Here is a 16,584-nt window from a genome sequence, read left to right on the forward strand (position 1 = left end):
AGGCGTCACTGGACCACGCGGACGGCCGTGCCCTCCTTGACGTTCAGGGACGCGTCGGCGAGCACCTTCTCCTCGGCGGCGAGTCCCTGGAGGACACGGACGTAACCGGGCAGCACGCGCTCGACGCGCACGTCGCGCTTGCGCACCGTGCCGTCCTGCACCACCCACACGAAGCCCTGCTGGCCGTTGGCGCTGACCGCCTGCGCCGGGAGGAAGAGGCCCTTGTCGTCCGCCTCACTCGCCGCGGCGGAGAAGTCCAGCTCCACCAGGGAGCCGGGGCGCAGCGGCGAGGCCGTCTCGCCCACCACGTCCGCCAGCACCTCCACGGTGCGGTTGGTGGTGTCCACCACCGCGCCCACCGTGGCCACCTTCACCTCGAAGCGCATGCCGCTGGGGCTCACCGTGCCGTGCGTGCGGGTGCCCGGCTTCACCCGGTCCACCACGGACTCCGGCACCAGCGCCCGGACCTCCAGGCCCGTCGTGTCCACGAGGGAGAAGACGGGCGTGGGCGGCATCATCGCCACCGTGTCGCCGATGCTCTTCATGCGCGCGGTGATGACGCCGTCGAACGGGGCGAGGATGGCCATGTCTCGCAGGTTCTCCTCCGCCATGCGCAGCGCGGCGCCGGCCTGGGCCGCCTGGGCGGCCGCCTGCTTCTGGGCGATTTCCGCCTGCTCCAGGCCGGCCGCGGCCACGCCGCCCGCGTCCGCCACCTTGCGGACGCGCTCCAGGTTGGACGTGGCGAGCTGCAGCGCCGCGTCCGCCGCGTCCTTCACCGCCCGCGCCTGCGCCACGCCGATGGAGACGTTGGAGGTGTCCAGCACCGCCAGCGCCTGGCCCTTCTTCACCTTGTCGCCCACCTTCACGTTCATCTTCGCGATGGTGCCGGTGGCCTGGGCGCTCAGCGTCGCCTCCTGCTTGGAGCGGACCGAGCCCGTCACGCGGGTGATGTTGGCGTTCAGCTCCGTCGCGGGGGCAATGGCCTTCACTCCCATCGCCGAGGAGCCCTGCTCCGCCACCGCCGGGAGGGCCGGCTTGTCACTGCCCTTGCCGCACCCCGTCACCACCACCGTCGCCACCACCGCGGCCATCCACATGCGTCGAATCACGGTCGTCCTGCTCCTGCCAGCTCGCGATCCCCGGCCCTGGGGGTGGGTCGCGCCGGCTTCTGCTTGGAAAGTCTGCGCCACGGAAACTACAGGCTCTCTACTGTCTGTCAAGAAGATACTCCGTAACACGGACTATCTTGCACCGGGGGGTGTTTAACGCCCGGCGGCACGGCTGGCAGGGGAGAGTGCACGGCTCGCGAGAGGGGGATTTCCAGAGGGGGCCGTCCCGCCGGGGGCGACATCCCCGGCGCTTGTGGCCTCCGGGAGCGCCTGTTATTGATTCGAAAATCAATTCTTTCCCCAGTCGAGGAGCGCGCATGCCCAATCCGTTCACCGAGGAACACGAGGCCTTCCGCAAGACGGTGCGAGCTTTCGTCGAGAAGGAGATGGCGCCTTACGGCCTGGAGTGGGACCGGGCGGGCATCTTTCCCCGCGAGCTGTTCAAGAAGTGCGGTGAGCTGGGCTTCCTGGGCATCAACCACGACCCGAAGTACGGCGGCAGCGGGCTGGACTACTGGTACGTGACGGCCTTCGCGGAGGAGCTGAGCCGCAGCTACAACGCGGGCGTCAACATGGCGCTGCTGGTGCAGAGCCAGATGGCCACGCCCATCATCAACGAGATTGGAACGGACGAGCAGAAGCGCGAGTTCCTCGAGCCGGCGCTCAAGGGCGAGAAGATCGCCGCGCTGGGCGTGAGCGAGCCGGGCTGCGGCTCGGACGTGGCCAGCATCAAGACGACGGCGCGCCGGGACGGGGATGACTACGTCATCAACGGCTCGAAGATGTGGATTACCAACGGCACCCGGGCGGACTTCATCACCCTGGCGGTGCGCACGGGCGGGGAGGGCTACGGCGGCATCTCCCTGGTGACGTTCCCCACGGACGTGAAGGGCTTCAGCGTCTCCAAGAAGCTGGACAAGGTGGGCAACCTGTCCTCGGACACGGCCGTCCTCTACTTCGAGGACTGCCGCATCCCCGCCCGCTACGTGCTGGGCGAGGAGAACGAGGGCTTCTACTCCATCATGACCAACTTCCAGGGCGAGCGCCTGGTGGGGGCCATCACCACCGTGGCCGGCATGGAGCGCATGGTGGAGGACTCCATCCGCTACGGCAACGAGCGCGAGGCGTTCGGCCGGCCGCTGCTGAAGTTCCAGGTGTGGCGCCACAAGTTCGTGGAGCACCTGACGGGGATTGAAGCAGCCAAGCGGCTCACCTACCACGCGGTGGACGTGTTCGACCGGAAGGAGGTCCCCGCGGTGAAGGAGATCTCCATGGCGAAGCTGTTCGCCGGAGACCTGGCCCAGCGCGTGGCCTACGACTGCCAGCAGTTCTTCGGCGGCATGGGCTACGTCGAGGAGACGCCCATCGCCCGCATGTGGCGGGACGTGCGCCTCATCACCATCGGCGGCGGCACCTCCGAGGTGATGAAGGAGATCCTCTCCAAGCTCTACGGCTTCTGAGCCGCCGGGAGCCCGGTGGGTTGCATTCGTGGGGCGGGGACCTGCCCTGTTTCAGGTCACCCGCGCCTCGCGGCAAACGCCCAATGCGGCTGGGGATTCGCCGCGCCGCTCGTGAAATTGCAAGATTCCTTTGCGGTCGGCCTGGAGCACGGATGCTCCAGTGTGGGGGGCCGGCCTCGCCAACCCCGCGTTCCCTCACAGGTCTGAAGTTGGCGCGAGCCTTGCTGTAGGAGGCCAGCCCCGGGCGCGACCCCGACGCGACCGGGCCTCCTCCTCACACAAGGAAGCCCCCATATGAGCAAGCATCCCCGTGGTTCCTCCCGTTGGCTGGCCGGGTGGCTGGTCGGCGCATCCCTGCTGGGCGCCTGCGCGGCGCCCGAGGACTCCGCGCAGCCGGGAGGGGAGCCGCAGGTGGACGTGGCGGCCGAGGCGGCCGACATCTCCGTGAGCCTGTCGGTGCCGAAGGCGGCGCTCAGCGCCCGCGAGGACGTGATGGTCACCGTCACCCTGCGCAACAACGGGAGCCGCGCGGCGCGCCTGCTCAAGTGGCACACGCCGGCGGAGGACGTGGAGGAGGCGCTGTTCGACGTCACGGTGGACGGCCAGGCGGTGGAGTTCCTGGGGCCGCACTACAAGCGCCCGGCGCCCACGGCGGGCGACTACCTCACCCTGGCCCCCGGCGAGAGCCTCACCCGCACGGTGGCGCTGTCGGACTTCTATGACCTGTCCCGCACGGGCAGCTACCGCGTGAGCTACGCGGCGGAGCTGCACGGCGGCGCGGTGGCGGCGTTCCGCTCCGACGCCGTGGAGCTGTGGGTGGAGGGCCGCGAGAGCGTCCTCCGCGAGGCCGCCGCGGCGCCGGGGAGCACCGTCTCGCTGGGCGCGGTGACGTACAGCAAGTGCGACAGCACGCAGCAGGCCACCGCGCTGCAGGCGCTGAACGCCGCCAGCACCATGGCGAACGACTCGGTGACCTACCTGAACGGCACGGCGTCGGGCACGCCGCGCTACACCACGTGGTTCGGCGCCTTCTCGTCGAGCGGGTGGAACACGGCGAAGACGCACTTCGTGGCCATCAAGGACGCGCTCGACACCAAGCCCATCACCATCGACTGCGGCTGCAAGAAGACCTACTACGCCTACGTGTACCCGGCGCAGCCGTACAAGATCTACGTGTGCAAGGCGTTCTGGTCCGCGCCGCTGACGGGCACCGACTCCAAGGGCGGCACGCTCATCCACGAGCTGAGCCACTTCAACGCGGTGGCGGGCACGGACGACTACGTCTACGGCCAGAGCGGCGCGAAGTCGCTGGCCATCTCCAACCCCACCCAGGCGCTGGGGAACGCGGACAACCACGAGTACTTCGCGGAGAACACGCCGTTCCTGCAGTGAGCTGACGGCTTGAGGTGAAACGCGGGGACGGGAGCGCGGTGCTCCCGTCCCCTTTTTCGTCGCCGGCGTCAGGGCGCTCGGAAGTGGTCGAAGTACGGGTCCAGTGTCCGGGTGCCGTCAGCCTGGTTGATGCCCGTGGTCAGCCACGGGGGGACGACTCCGCCCATCACCGCCGGCACGTTCATGGGCTGGCGCCTCGGGTCCTGGTAGCGAGGCCCGCTGCCCGCGGTGAGCGCGCCCAGCTTCAGGCCCGGCAGGGGCGCCGTGCCCGTGTGGCAGGAGAGGCAGAACGCGTTGCCGCTCGTGTCCGGGCGCGGCGGGTTCGCCTGGAGCACCGGGAGCTGCAGCTTCGACGCGCGCAGGCACCGGGAGGCGAGCGTCGGCTCCAGGTGCGGATTCTTGTGCACCCGGTCGATGCACAGGTGCTCCCCGTACTGCGCCGGGTAGTCCGCCGGGTCCGAGTAGGTGCCCAGCCGCATCTGCTCGCAGACCTGGGTCCTGTAGACGGGGCTCCGGTTCGCGGCGGCGCGCAGGGCGGTGAGCGCCGGGTGGGAGACCTCGTTGGCCTTCGGGCCGATATCCACCAGCGTCCCGAGCGCCTGGTTGCACACGAGCTCGTCCGTCCACGGGTGGTGCGCGTCCCCCGGGGCCAGCGCGTAGATTCGCAGCTCGTCCACCCAGCCGTAGAACGGCCGGCGCGTCTGCGAGGGGACGAAGGTGGACGGCCCCGGGTCGCTCACCGTCATCCACGTCCAACCGTTCATCGAGTTCCACATCGGGTCGAACCCGGCGTCGGACGAGGCCACGGTGCTCGTGGACACATGCGTGCCGTTGATGAAGACGGACACCTTGCGCTGGTTGTTCTCCACGAAGATCTTCAGGCTCAGGTGGAAGTAGCGGCCCGGCTCCACCAGCGCGCCCAGGTTCACGCTCTGACTGGCGCCCGTGGCGCCGTTGTAGAGGACCAGCTCGTGCCACGCCGCGCCCGAGGAGTCCTTCCCCCGGACGAGCCCCACCCACGAGTTGTCCGAGAAGAAGAAGATGGTGCGCGGCAGGCTCCGGGCCACCGTCGCCCCCGGCTTCAGCATGGCGTCCTGCCTCGAGTCCAGCCAGATGCCCAGCAGCCAGTCGCGCTGCGAGGCCGCCACCGGATAGCCCAGGTCCATGAAGTCGTTGAGGCCGTCCAGCCACACGCCCTTGCCGCTCACGCCGCCCAGCGCCACGGGCTCGATGCGCGCGCCGCCGCGCAGCCGCAGCGAGCCGGGGGCCTCGGGCCCATCCGTGCCGAACAGCGAGCAGCCGGTGGCCGCGTTCTGCACCCGCGGGTTGCGCGTGAAGCGGAAGTCCGCCACGCCGCCGCCCCGCACGTAGGCCCAGACGTCGCGCGTGGGCGTGAAGCCGTCCTGCGGGAAGGTCTCCGCGCGCTGCGCGCCGTGGGGCGACACGTCCATGCGGATGGGCGCGTTCATGTGCGAGACGACGAAGGCCCGCTTGTTCAGGTAGTCGTCGAAGGCCACCTGCGAGTTGCGCTGCGTGTTGGACTGGACGTTCCACACCACGTCGAAGGGCAGGGTGGGCCGCATCGCGTCGAAGTGGTTGAGCTGGTTCTCGAAGGAGAAGATCTGCGAGCTGCCCGTGGGCGCCACCGGCAGGTCCGCGCCCGCGTAGAGGCGCAGGTCATACGTCCGCTTGTAGGAGTCCCCGCTGAGGCCGCCCAGGTCGGTGATGCTCAGGCCGTTGTCGAGGATGACCGCCTTGCCGTGGGTCCACGCGCCCAGCACGCTGACGGCCTGCGCGGGCGCCCGGTCCGGGTTGAAGCGCGCGCGGTCCGTGTCATTGGCCGGCGCACCGGCCGCGGTGTCCGTGTACGAGGTGCCGTCGTAGAGGTTCTCGCCCACCACCTTGCGCGCGTAGTAGCCGTCATGCGGGTTGTTCTTCGCGGCGAAGAAGAGGTTCTTCCCCTCGCGGTCCAGCCATGGGTACGCCCACGGGTTGCGCACGCCGAACGGGATGGAGTTCCCCATGGAGTCCCGGAACGGATACGGCGTCCCGTTGATGACCTGCGACTTCGCGAGCTCGTAGCGGGTGTTCACCGCCGGGTCCATGGGCATCATGCTGATGGGGCGGAAGTGCGACCAGCCGGCGGCGCGGCAGGCCTCGGACGAGTACGCGTAGTAGAGCCCGTCCATGTTGATGACGAGCAGGCGCCCGTCGCCGCTGGTCGCGGGCTCGAAGAGGGCATAGGGCCGCTCCTGCCCGCCCGGCGCCGGCCAGGCGCTCACGCCGTTCCAGGTGCCTCCGTCGTCCGGGTTGGCGTCCTCGTCATCCTCCACCTTGAAGGACGCGGTGTAGGTCTGCCGGTCGAAGAACTGGCACCACTTCGGCGCCGCCGGCGAGGTGTCCCGCACGTAGCTCGTCTTCCCGAGGACGGTCGTCGCCGTGTAGCACTTGAAGCTGGCGTGGTTGGTGAAGAGGTTCCGCCAGTTGATGTTCTGCGTGCCGGGGTACGTCCACGTCGAGCCGCCGCTCATGTCGTTCCACGGCGTTTCGTGCACGTTGAAGGGCTTGAAGGGCGGCAGCTCCCACGTCGGCAGGGACTTCACCTCGCCCTCGGGGTTGCGCGGGTAGACCCAGAGCCCCCAGTTGCTCACGCCGCCCGGCGCCACGATGTCCCCCGCGGTCACGGACTTGGGCGCGCGGACGAAGACGGTCAGGTGTACCGAGCGCAGCTCCCAGCGGTTCGTCGAGGCCGCCTTCAGGCCGTAGACGAGGGAGACGTCGTAGCAGTCACCCGATACCAGCGGGTAGCCCACGTCGTAGCGCGCCGTGCAGGCCACCGGGTTCCGTCCATGGCCCAGGGCGTTGTACGAGGCCACCGAGTCCTCGCACATCGTCGAGTGGAGCGCGTCCGGGAAGTCGCCGTTGTTGCTCGCCGGCAGCAGGGTGGCCATGGGGTTGAAATAGATGAGCGGGTGCAGGCCCATCGCGGAAGGCGGCTGCACCCACCGGGTGCCCTTCGTCGCGAAGTCGTAGCGGAAGTCCTGCCCCAGCAGCTCCGGGCGGAAGGTGAACAGGGTGGAGCCCTCGGCGCAGCCGCGGCAGCCACCGCGCACGAAGAGGCGCCCGTCATTGGAGCCGCGGTTGGCGGGCAGCACCTGCTGGGCCGTGGCCGCGTCCGCGTACTGCGGCTGCGAACTCCAGCTGCCGCCGTACTCGAAGGGCGGGAAGGGCTGCATCACCCCGGTGAGCGTCGCGGGCTTCAGCGACATGGGCTGGCCGGACGCGCGATAGGGGCGGTACGCCGGGGACAGCTCACGGAAGATGCTGGGGCGCTCCGGGTTCAGCTCGTTGTAGCAATTGTCGACGGTGGAGTAGTCGTAGGAGCACGGCACCGTGCCCACCATCGCGACCTCGTCGAAGCGCGTCGGTGTATCGAGTGCGGCTTGCGACGTTCCAGGGGACTCCGGTCCGGGAGCGGGCTCCGGCTCGGACGGCTGAGGGCGGCATGCGGCGGCCACGGACAGCAGCAGCACGAGTGACGACAGGCGACAGCGGAAGGCGGGATGTATCAAGCGATGTTTCAAGGGCATCGCGCAGGTGTAGTCATGCTGACATACGGAGAGTCAACCCCTTGCTGATTGCCAATGAATTGCGATGAATCGGATTTTGAGAGTGTTCACGGGGCCGTTTTGACTCACGGCTCGCGGACGGCCGCCGGCTGTACGCAGGGTGCCTTCGTTCAATATGCTGACGCCCATGGCCCTCAACGAAATCCAGGTCGCGTACAGCCACTCGAACGCGGAGCCCGCGAAGAGCTACCGCGAGCAGCTCGCCAGCTTTCCCAGCCTGTTCGGCAAGATGTCCATGGGAGGCAGGTGCGTGGCCTACTTCAAGTTCACCGACGGGACCTGGATGGCGCAGATGAGCGAGTCCTCCATGGTGGGCGGTGTCGGGCTGGGGTACGCCAAACATGCGGAGCAGGTGCTGATGGACTGCTTTGCCCTGGAGGCGCCGAACAAGACGGTGGAGTTTGTCTATACGGAGCTGCAGTGCTGTGGCACGGGGAGCGGCATGCGCAATTGCCGGCAGGCCATGGAGGACTTCCTGACCACCCACGGTGAGCACGGCGCCCAGACGCCCGTCTATTACTCGTTCCCATACCCGGCGGGCGGAGACACGACGAGCAAGAGCACCCGCGCCGACTCCATCGAGCAGCTCAAGAAGGAAGCGAAGAACTTCTGACGCCCGGCGGTCGGGCGGTGCGCTGAGCGCGCGGAGCGGGGCGGCGATTCCCCCGTCCCTGACGTGTCCCTGGAGGGCCCGCCCTCAGTGGAACGGGAGGACGAACAGGTAGCGCAGTCCCAGCAGGCTTCCCAGCACTCCGAGGGTGAGCAGCACCGTGATGAGCCGCTGGTCGCGCAGCTTGGTGGCGAGTCCCCCGAAGAAGAGGCCCAGGGCGAAGAAGACGGCGGTGAGGATGTAGTCGTCCGCGTGCTGATTCGCGCGCCGGGCCTCGTCAAGCTGCTGTGCGGCGAGCCGCTCCAGCCGGAGGCCCTCCTGGAACTGTGCGTTGGTATAGGACTTCATCTCGAAGGGGTTGGGGGGCGCGCCGGGGTTCTCCAGCGGCTTCATCGCCGCCCACTCCAGTGCGACGGGCCGGAACTCCTCGCGCAGGAAGCGCTCGCCCACCAGCCGGGCGGTACGCTGCTCTCCCTGGAGGCCGGCGAGCACGAGCTGGACGAAGGTGCTGGCGTCATACGACATCTGGACGTTGGCGTTGCTGAAGGCGCGAACCGCCTCGACGCGCGAGGCGGACGCGCTGGCGTAGTGATACGCCTGCACACCCCCCCAGCGTGAGGACTGCCAGGCGCTGTAGGCCGAGCCGACGGCCGCCAGCGAGAGCAGGAAGGTGGCCAGCAGGTCCTGCCAGTAGGCCGGCTCCCGGGATTTCGTCTCGTCCGCCATGGCGCCCAAGGTGGGCCAGGGGGGGACGCGCCGGAACCCGTCCCCAGGGGCCGCGGTGCTCACTTCTTCCGGAACAGCGCCTCCGCGGCGTTCAGCAGCGCGTCGCGGCTCTCCTTCGCGTGGAGGCCACCCTCGCCAATCTGGAACAGCTCGCAGAAGTTGGCGCTGTCCTTGTCCTTCGGCACCTCCGCGAAGGGCTCCTTGCACTCCTTGGCCACGCCCGGGTCGAAGTGCCGGCAGTTGCGGCACGAGCGCACGTCCTCGCCACAGCCGGGACAGGCGTCGCGCCGTCCCACCTGGTTGGCGATGATGTCGAGCGGGCGTCCACAATGCGCACAGCCGGGCATGGCCACCTCCGGAAAAGGGCAGGGACCTCCATTCTGCCAGCGCGCCCTCGAGTACGGCGAGCCTTCAGCGCTGCGCGCTGGAGACGAGCGCCGGAGTGCGCTCCGAGGAGACAGGCTCCGGCGGCGGGGCCGACGGGCGCAGGTCGCCCATGGCGTCCACCAGCTGGTCATCCAGGCGCTTGAGCAGGAACAACATGTACGCGGACACCGCGGCCAGCACCGCCGCCAGCACACCGAGCATCATGCCGCGCTGCCACCGGTGGGCCCGCTCCAGCACCGCCCGGCGCTCCGCGAAGGACTTGAGCTGCGCGTCCGCGGCCGTGCCGTCCAGCTTGTTGGCGTACTCCTCGGCCTGGGCGGTGCCCCGCTCCATCAGCCACTGGCCCTGCACCTGAAGGGCGTCCGCGCGCGTGTAGCAATAGCCCGCCGTCCCCGCGGAAATCAGGGAGATGCACAACGCCACCGTCACGCTCCGGGTGCCCATTCCCACTTCCTCCGGCTCGCCCACTGCGCGGGCCTGGACACCCGCGACCGCTCCGGCTTCCCGAAGACAGTAGCGGATGGTAGGGACCCCCTCCGACATGGGCAAGCCCTACCGTCCTAAAGACCACTATTTCCAGAAAGCCAAGCAAGAGGGGCTGCGCGCCCGCTCAGCGTTCAAGGTCGACGAGCTCATCAAGCGCTTCCCCATGGTGAAGAAGGGCCATGTGGTGCTCGACCTGGGGGCGGCCCCCGGGGGCTTCCTCCAGATACTCGCGGACGCGGTGGGCACGGGCGGCCGGGTGATTGGTGTGGACATCGTCCCCATCCGTCCCTTCACGCAGCGACACGTGCAGACAGTGGTGCTGGACGTGCTCGCGGACGACTTCGACAGGAAGCTGGCGGAGCTGTACGACGGCCCCTTCGACGCCGTCATCTCCGACATGGCGCCGAAGACGAGCGGCATCAAGGCGACGGACGAGGCCCGCAGCCTGCGGCTCGCCGGCAAGGCGCTGGAAATCGCCGCCACGCGGGGGCGGTCCGGCTCGTCCTTCGTGGCCAAGGTGTTCATGGGCGGAGACTTCGAGGACTTCCGCAACCAGGTGCGCGCCCTCTTCGAGGAGGTGAAGGTGGTCCGCCCGGAGGCCACGCGCGGCGCGAGCATGGAGGTCTACCTGGTGGGGCTTCGCCGCAAGGCGCCCCCTCCCGAGGCCCCCTGACGTCCATTGTGGAACGCTTCGGCGGCCGGCTGTGTCTAGAGTGCCGACCCTATGCACCGGACCTCGTGGATTCGCCCACCCTCCGCCGCCCTGTTGCTGCTGTCCCTGCTGCTGACCGCCTCGCCCGCGCTGGGACAGGGCAAGGCCCCGCCGTCGTGGAAGGCCATCGACGCGCTGGTGGAGGAACAGAAGGTGGAGGCCGCCGCGCAGGCCGCCGAGGCCCGCCTGGAGCGGGCGAAGGGCCGCGGTGACGAGGCGGAGTGGACGCGGGCCCTGGTGCGCACGGTGCAACTGCGCACCGCGCTGCACGGCTATGAGACGGCGGTGCGCTTCCTGCGCGAGCAGCCCTGGCCCAAGGGCGCGCTGCACCGCGCGACGCTGAACCTCTTCTACGCGCACTCGCTCGTCACCTACGCGCAGGCGTACGGCTGGGAGGTGCGCAAGCGCGAGGCGGTGGCCTCCACCGGCCCGGTGGACCTCAAGTCGTGGACGTACGAGCAGATCCTCACCGAGGCGCAGCGCGCCTACGAGGACGTGTGGAAGCAGCGGGAGGCGCTCGGCGCCGAGCCGGTGAAGGCGCTCGCCGAGTACCTCGAGCCCAACACGTACCCGCAGGGCATCCGGTCCACGCTGCGCGACGCCGTCTCGTACCTGTTCGTCAACCTGCTGGCGGACAGCTCCCACTGGCGGCCGGAGCACGCCAACGAGGTGTACCGCCTGGACCTCCGCTCGCTGATGGAGGGGACGCCCACGGTGGCGCTGACGGACCCCAACGTCCATCCGCTGGTGAAGGTGGCCGCGGTGCTGGGGGATTTGGAGGCATGGCACCGCGCCGCGGGCCGGCGCGAGGCGGCGCTGGAGGCGCGGCTGAAGCGCTACGAGGTGCTGCACTCGCACTTCTCCGAGAAGGACGACCGGGCCCGCCTCCGCGAGCACCTCTCCGCGCACCTCAAGGCCTTCCGTGACGTGCCCTGGTGGGGCATGGGGCAGGCGCAGCTCGCGGAGATGGAAATCACCGCGGACCACGCGGTTCGCGCGCTCGAGCTGGCGAAGGCGTGCGCGGAGGCGTACCCGAAGTCGGAGGGCTCGCGGCGGTGCATCTCCCTGGTGAGCTCGCTGCAGCGGCAGGACTTCCGGATCGCGTCCATGCAGTCGGATGGGCCGAAGCGGCGCTCCGTCGAGGTGACCCACCTCAACATGACGGCCCTCCACTTCCGCGCCTACGCCTTCGACCTGGAGAAGCGGCTGTCGCGGGTGGACGACTACAACCTGCTGCCCTACGGCGACGCGGTGCTGCGCATCATCCAGGGCCAGAAGCCGGTGGCCTCGTGGAGCGTCCAGCTCCCGCCGGCGCAGGACCTCCGCGAGCACCGCACCTTCGTCACGCCGCCGCTGGAGCAGCCCGGCACGTACATCATCGCCGCCTCCGCTCGCGAGGACTTCGGCGGCGCGGACAACCGCGTGCAGGCGGTGTTCATGACGGTGTCGCCGTGGGTGGTCGTCACGCGCAACGCGGCCGGCAGCGCGGTGGAGGCGCGGGTGGTGCGGGGCGACTCCGGCCAGCCCGTGTCAGAGGTGCCGGTGCGGCTCATCCTCGCGGACTACAACAGCGGCTTCCGCGAGGTGGCCCGCGCCACCACCGACCCCCAGGGTGAAGTGACGTTCACCGCGCCTCGGGGGGAGAGCTACCGCAGCTACCTGCTGGTGGCCGGGAAGGGGAAGGAGACGCTGCTGCACCCCAGCGGCTTCTCGTTCTACCCGCGCCCGGAGCCCACCGAGCACACCGCGTCGCTCGTCTTCACCGACCGCTCCGTGTACCGGCCGCTTCAGAAGGTGCTCTGGAAGGTGGTGGCCTTCCGCGGGCGCGGCGACCAGGCGCGCTACCGGACGCTGCCGGAAGAGCGGCTCGTGGTGTCGCTGATGGACCCCAACCGGCAGGTGGTGGAGAAGCGCGAGGTGCGCACCAACGGGTTCGGCTCGGCGGCGGGGGAATTCACCATCCCCACCGGCCGCGTGCTGGGCGGGTGGTCCGTGCAGGTGGAGTCGGGCGGCGCCGCGAGCATCCGCGTGGAGGAGTACAAGCGGCCCACCTTCGAGGTGACGCTGAAGGACCCGGAGGCGCCGCTGCGCCTCAACCGGCCGGCCACCTTCAAGGGCGAGGCGCGCTACTACTTCGGGCTGCCGGTCGCGGCCGGCACGGTGCGCTGGCGGGCCTTCCGCGAGCCGGTGCTGCCCTGGTGGTGGTGGTGGGACGAGTCCTCCATGCCCGTGAAGCGGCAGGTGGTGGCGTCCGGCTCGTCCTCGCTGGCCGAGGACGGTACCTTCGCAATCTCCTTCACTCCGGAGGTGGATGAGCGCTCCGCGCGCACGCCGGGGCTCACCTGGCGCTACCGCGTCGAGGCGGACGCGACGGACGAGGGCGGCGAGACGCGCTCGGCGGAACGCAGCTTCCGGCTGGGCTTCGTCGCGGTGGAGGGGCGCGTGGACGCGGACGAGGGCTTCTTCCGCGAGGGCGTGGCGGCCGAGGTGCGGCTGGTGCGCTCCACCCTGGACGGCGTGCCGCAGCCCGGCCCGGGGCGCTGGAGGCTGGTGGCGCTGAAGCAGCCCACTCAGCCGCTGCTGCCCGCGGAAGAGCCCGTCGTCGTGCCTCCGGCGGTGGAGGTGGACCCGGAGGCGGTGCGCACGCCCACGCCGGGCGACGCGCTCCAGCCGCGCTGGGTGACGGAGTACACGCCCCAGGTCGCCCTGGCCCGCTGGCAGGACGGCGCCGAGCAGGCGAAGGGCGAGGTGCGGCACGACGCGGAGGGCCTCGCCCGGGTGAAGCTGCCCGCGCTGAAGGCCGGCGCGTACCGGCTGCACTACGAGACGAAGGACGCCTTCGGCCAGACGTTCACCGTGACGCGGGAGATTCTGGTGGCCGGTGCGTCCGCGCCCATCGAGCTGCCGGCCTCGCTGGTGCTGGAGCGGGAGACGGTGCGCGTGGGCGAGGTGGCGCGGCTGCTGGCCTTCTCCGGCTTCGAGGGCCAGCCGCTGGTGCTGGACGTGTACCAGGGCGAGCGGCGCGTGCTGCGGCGGGCGCTGGTGGGCGGGAAGGCCCCGGCGGTGGTGGAGGTGCCGGTGACGGAGGACCTGCGCGGCGGCTTCACGGCGGTGCTGGTGGGGGTGCGTGACTGGCAGTTCCTGCGCTTCTCCGCGCCCGTGTTCGTCCCCTGGGACGACAAGGAGCTGAGCCTGGAGTTCGCCACCTTCCGCGACAAGCTGCGCCCCGGCGCGAAGGAGACGTGGCGCGTGACGGTGCGCGGGCCGAAGGGGGCGAAGGTGGAGGCGGGCGCCGCGGAGTTGCTCGCGTACATGTATGACCAGTCGTTGGATTTGTTCGCGAAGCACACGCCGCCGAGCGTGGCCACCCTCTACCCGCGGCGCATGACGGCCGTGGACCAGCGCGCCTCGGTGGGCGCGGCGATGGCCCAGTGGCTCGTCAACGAGGGCTTCGGCGAGGTGCGGAGCTGGGAGCCGCCCGTGCCGGACAGCCTGCGCTTCGAGGAGGGCTACGGCCTGGGCGGTCCCGGCCGCCGGCGCATGCGCGGCTACGCGGGCGGGGCGGTGTCTCGCGCTTCGAGGGCCGCGCCGATGGCTCCCGCGCCCATGGAGTCGGCCGAGGCCGATGCCGCGCCGCCTCCTCCTCCCGCGCCCCCGGGCGAGGCGACGAAGGAGGTGAAGCAGCAGGCGATGGCGGATGCCACCGTCGCTAACGCGCAGGCGGGGCAGGCCGCGCCGGCGCAGGCGCTGCGCTCCAACTTCGCGGAGACGGCGTTCTGGATTCCGCAGCTCCTCACCGGGGCGGATGGCTCCGCGACGCTGGAGTTCACGGTGCCGGATTCCGTCACGGCCTGGAGCGTGTGGGTGCACGCGCTCACTCGCGACCTGAAGGGCGGCTCGGTGCAGCGCACCACCCGCAGCGTGAAGGAGCTGATGGTGCGGCCGTACGTGCCGCGCTTCCTGCGCGAGGGGGACCAGGCGGTGCTGGAGGTGGTGGTGAACAACGCGGCGGAGCGCCCGCTGCAAGGGGCGCTCACGCTGGACATCGTGGACGCGCAGTCCCAGAAGAGCCTGCTGGCGGACTTCGGCGTGAAGGGCGCGTCCCAGTCCTTCAACGTGGCGCCGGGCAAGGGCACGCACCTGCGCTTCCCGCTCACCACGCCCACGAAGGTGGGGGCGGTGGCCTTCCGCGTGGAGGCGCGCGCGGGCAACCTCAGTGACGGCGAGCTGCGCCCGTTGCCGGTGCTGCCCGGCCGCATGCACCTGGCGCAGTCGCGCTTCGTCACGCTGAAGGGCAAGGCGTCGAAGACGATGACCTTCGAGGACCTGCGCGCCGGGGGAGACCCGACGCGGGTGAACGAGCAGCTCGTCGTCACGGTGGATGCGCAGCTCTTCTACGCGGCGCTCCAGGCGCTGCCGTACCTGATGGACTACCCCTACGAGTGCACGGAGCAGACGCTCAACCGCTTCGTCTCCGCCGGCATCCTCGCCAGCCTCTACGGCCAGTACCCCGAGGTGGCGAAGATGGCGAAGAAGCTGAGCGAGCGCCCCACGCGCTTCGAGACGTGGGACGCGGTGGACCCGAACCGGAAGATGGCGCTGGAGGAGACGCCATGGCTGGAGATGGCCAAGGGTGGGCCCGCGGGGGAGGAGTCCCTGGTCCGGGTGCTGGACCCGAAGGTGGCCAGCGCCGAGCGCACGGCGTCCATGGCGAAGCTGCGCAAGGCGCAGACCTCCAGCGGCGGCTTCCCCTGGTGGCCGGGCGGCCCGCCGTCGCCGTACATGACGCTCTACATCCTCCACGGGCTGTCGCGCGCCATGGAGTACGGCGTGGAGGTGCCCCCGGAGATGACGCGCAACGCGTGGAGTTACGTGGCCCGGCACGTGCGCGACGAGTACCTGGCGAAGGCGATGAAGAAGAACGAGGGGTGGGAGTTCATCACCTTCCTCAACTACGTGGCCTCCACGTACCCGAGTGAGCGCTACACCGGGGAGGCGCTCACCGCCGCCGAGCGCGAGCGCATGCTGGCCTTCAGCTACAAGCACTGGAAGAAGCACTCGCCGTACCTGAAGGGCTACCTGGCGCTGACGCTCAAGCGCGCGGGCCGGGGCGCGGACGCGGAGCGCGTCTGGGAGAGCGTCATGGACTCCGCGAAGACGAGCGAGGAGCTGGGCACGTACTGGGCGCCCGAGGACCGGAGCTGGCTCTGGTACAACGACACCACGGAGACACACGCCTTCGCGCTGCGCACGCTGACGGAGCTGAAGCCGAAGGACCCCCGGCGCGAGGGGCTGGTGCAGTGGCTGCTGTTGGACAAGAAGCTCAACCACTGGAAGTCCACGCGGGCCACGGCGGAGGCGCTGTACGCGCTGGTGAAGTACCTCCAGTCGGAGGGGGCGCTGGGCGTGCGCGAGGACGCGAAGGTGACGGTGGGCCCGCGCGTGGTCCAGATGGAGTTCTCTCCGGACGAGTACACGGGGAAGAAGAACCAGGTGGTGGTGCCCGGGCCGGAGCTGAACCCGGCGACCATGAGCTCGGTGGTGGTGGAGAAGACGACGCCGGGCTTCGCCTTCGCCTCGGCGACGTGGCACTTCTCCACGGAGAAGCTGCCGGAGGAGGAGCGCGGGGACTTCTTCCAGGTGTCGCGGCGCTACTTCCGGCGCGAGCGCGAGGGCCGCGAGGCGGTGCTGCAGCCGCTGGCGGAGGGCGCGGTGCTGCGGCCGGGTGACGAGGTGGAGGTGCAGCTTTCGCTGCGCACGAAGCACGCGGCGGAGTACGTCCACCTGAGGGACCCGCGTGCGGCGGGCCTGGAGCCGGAGAACGTGCAGTCCCGCCACAAGTGGGACCTGGGCATCGTCTGGTACGAGGAGACGCGCGACTCGGGCACCAACTTCTTCTTCGAGTGGCTGCCGGCGGGTGAGTACACCTTCAAGTACCGGCTGCGCGCCAACATGGCGGGCACCTTCCGCGTGGGCCCCGCCACCGTGCAGTCCATGTACGCCCCCGAGTTCACCGCGTACTCCACCGGCGCGGTGCTCACGGTGGGACCGGCGAAGTAGCGGGGTAGGGCGC

General features: G+C 70.0%; 10 protein-coding genes. 5 read left to right on the forward strand and 5 right to left on the reverse strand.

The genetic code is table 11. The annotated features are described in order from the left end of the window. Positions 1 to 5 precede the first annotated feature (5 nt). Positions 6 to 1,097 carry an efflux RND transporter periplasmic adaptor subunit gene (locus K8638_RS05310; RefSeq protein ID WP_225937031.1) on the reverse strand — a complete coding sequence of 364 codons (1,092 nt, stop codon included), beginning with the start codon at positions 1,095 to 1,097 and terminating at the stop codon, positions 6 to 8. Positions 1,098 to 1,426: 329 nt separating this feature from the next. On the opposite strand from K8638_RS05310, the gene K8638_RS05315 reads away from it, so the two are divergent. Next, positions 1,427 to 2,569 carry an acyl-CoA dehydrogenase family protein gene (locus K8638_RS05315; protein ID WP_223753301.1) on the forward strand — a complete coding sequence of 381 codons (1,143 nt, stop codon included), beginning with the start codon at positions 1,427 to 1,429 and terminating at the stop codon, positions 2,567 to 2,569. A 294-nt stretch (positions 2,570 to 2,863) separates the two neighbouring features. Further along, the gene (locus K8638_RS05320) at positions 2,864 to 3,961 is read left to right on the forward strand and encodes a M35 family metallo-endopeptidase (RefSeq protein ID WP_223753302.1); all 1,098 of its coding nucleotides are present in this window, start codon (positions 2,864 to 2,866) and stop codon (positions 3,959 to 3,961) included. Between the two features lie 68 nt (positions 3,962 to 4,029). Here the strand turns inward: K8638_RS05320 and K8638_RS05325 are convergent, their stop codons facing one another. Continuing rightward, positions 4,030 to 7,533, reverse strand: a complete 3,504-nt coding sequence (locus K8638_RS05325; protein ID WP_223753303.1) for a hypothetical protein — start codon at positions 7,531 to 7,533, stop codon at positions 4,030 to 4,032. Between the two features lie 172 nt (positions 7,534 to 7,705). On the opposite strand from K8638_RS05325, the gene K8638_RS05330 reads away from it, so the two are divergent. Then, entirely contained in the window at positions 7,706 to 8,203 is a 498-nt protein-coding gene (locus K8638_RS05330; RefSeq protein WP_223753304.1) for a nucleic acid/nucleotide deaminase domain-containing protein, read from the forward strand. Between the two features lie 84 nt (positions 8,204 to 8,287). On the opposite strand, the gene K8638_RS05335 is transcribed toward K8638_RS05330, so the two are convergent. From K8638_RS05335 to K8638_RS05345, 3 genes are all read right to left on the reverse strand, one after another. Next, positions 8,288 to 8,926 (reverse strand): hypothetical protein, encoded by a 639-nt coding sequence (locus K8638_RS05335; protein ID WP_223753305.1) that lies wholly within the window; start codon positions 8,924 to 8,926, stop codon positions 8,288 to 8,290. 59 nt (positions 8,927 to 8,985) lie between these two features. Beyond that, positions 8,986 to 9,273: a hypothetical protein gene (locus K8638_RS05340; protein ID WP_223753306.1), complete on the reverse strand. Its 288-nt coding sequence runs from the start codon at positions 9,271 to 9,273 to the stop codon at positions 8,986 to 8,988. Between the two features lie 64 nt (positions 9,274 to 9,337). Continuing rightward, on the reverse strand, positions 9,338 to 9,757 hold the full coding sequence (locus tag K8638_RS05345) for a hypothetical protein (protein ID WP_223753307.1): 420 nt from the start codon (positions 9,755 to 9,757) through the stop codon (positions 9,338 to 9,340). Positions 9,758 to 9,833: 76 nt separating this feature from the next. Between K8638_RS05345 and K8638_RS05350 the strand changes: the two genes are divergently transcribed. Further along, positions 9,834 to 10,472, forward strand: a complete 639-nt coding sequence (locus K8638_RS05350) for an RlmE family RNA methyltransferase (RefSeq protein ID WP_223753308.1) — start codon at positions 9,834 to 9,836, stop codon at positions 10,470 to 10,472. A 51-nt stretch (positions 10,473 to 10,523) separates the two neighbouring features. Then, positions 10,524 to 16,571, forward strand: coding sequence for an alpha-2-macroglobulin (locus K8638_RS05355; protein WP_223753309.1), 6,048 nt, complete (start codon positions 10,524 to 10,526; stop codon positions 16,569 to 16,571). Positions 16,572 to 16,584 lie beyond the last annotated feature (13 nt).

Source organism: Myxococcus sp. RHSTA-1-4 (assembly GCF_020037125.1).
Taxonomy (GTDB): domain Bacteria; phylum Myxococcota; class Myxococcia; order Myxococcales; family Myxococcaceae; genus Myxococcus.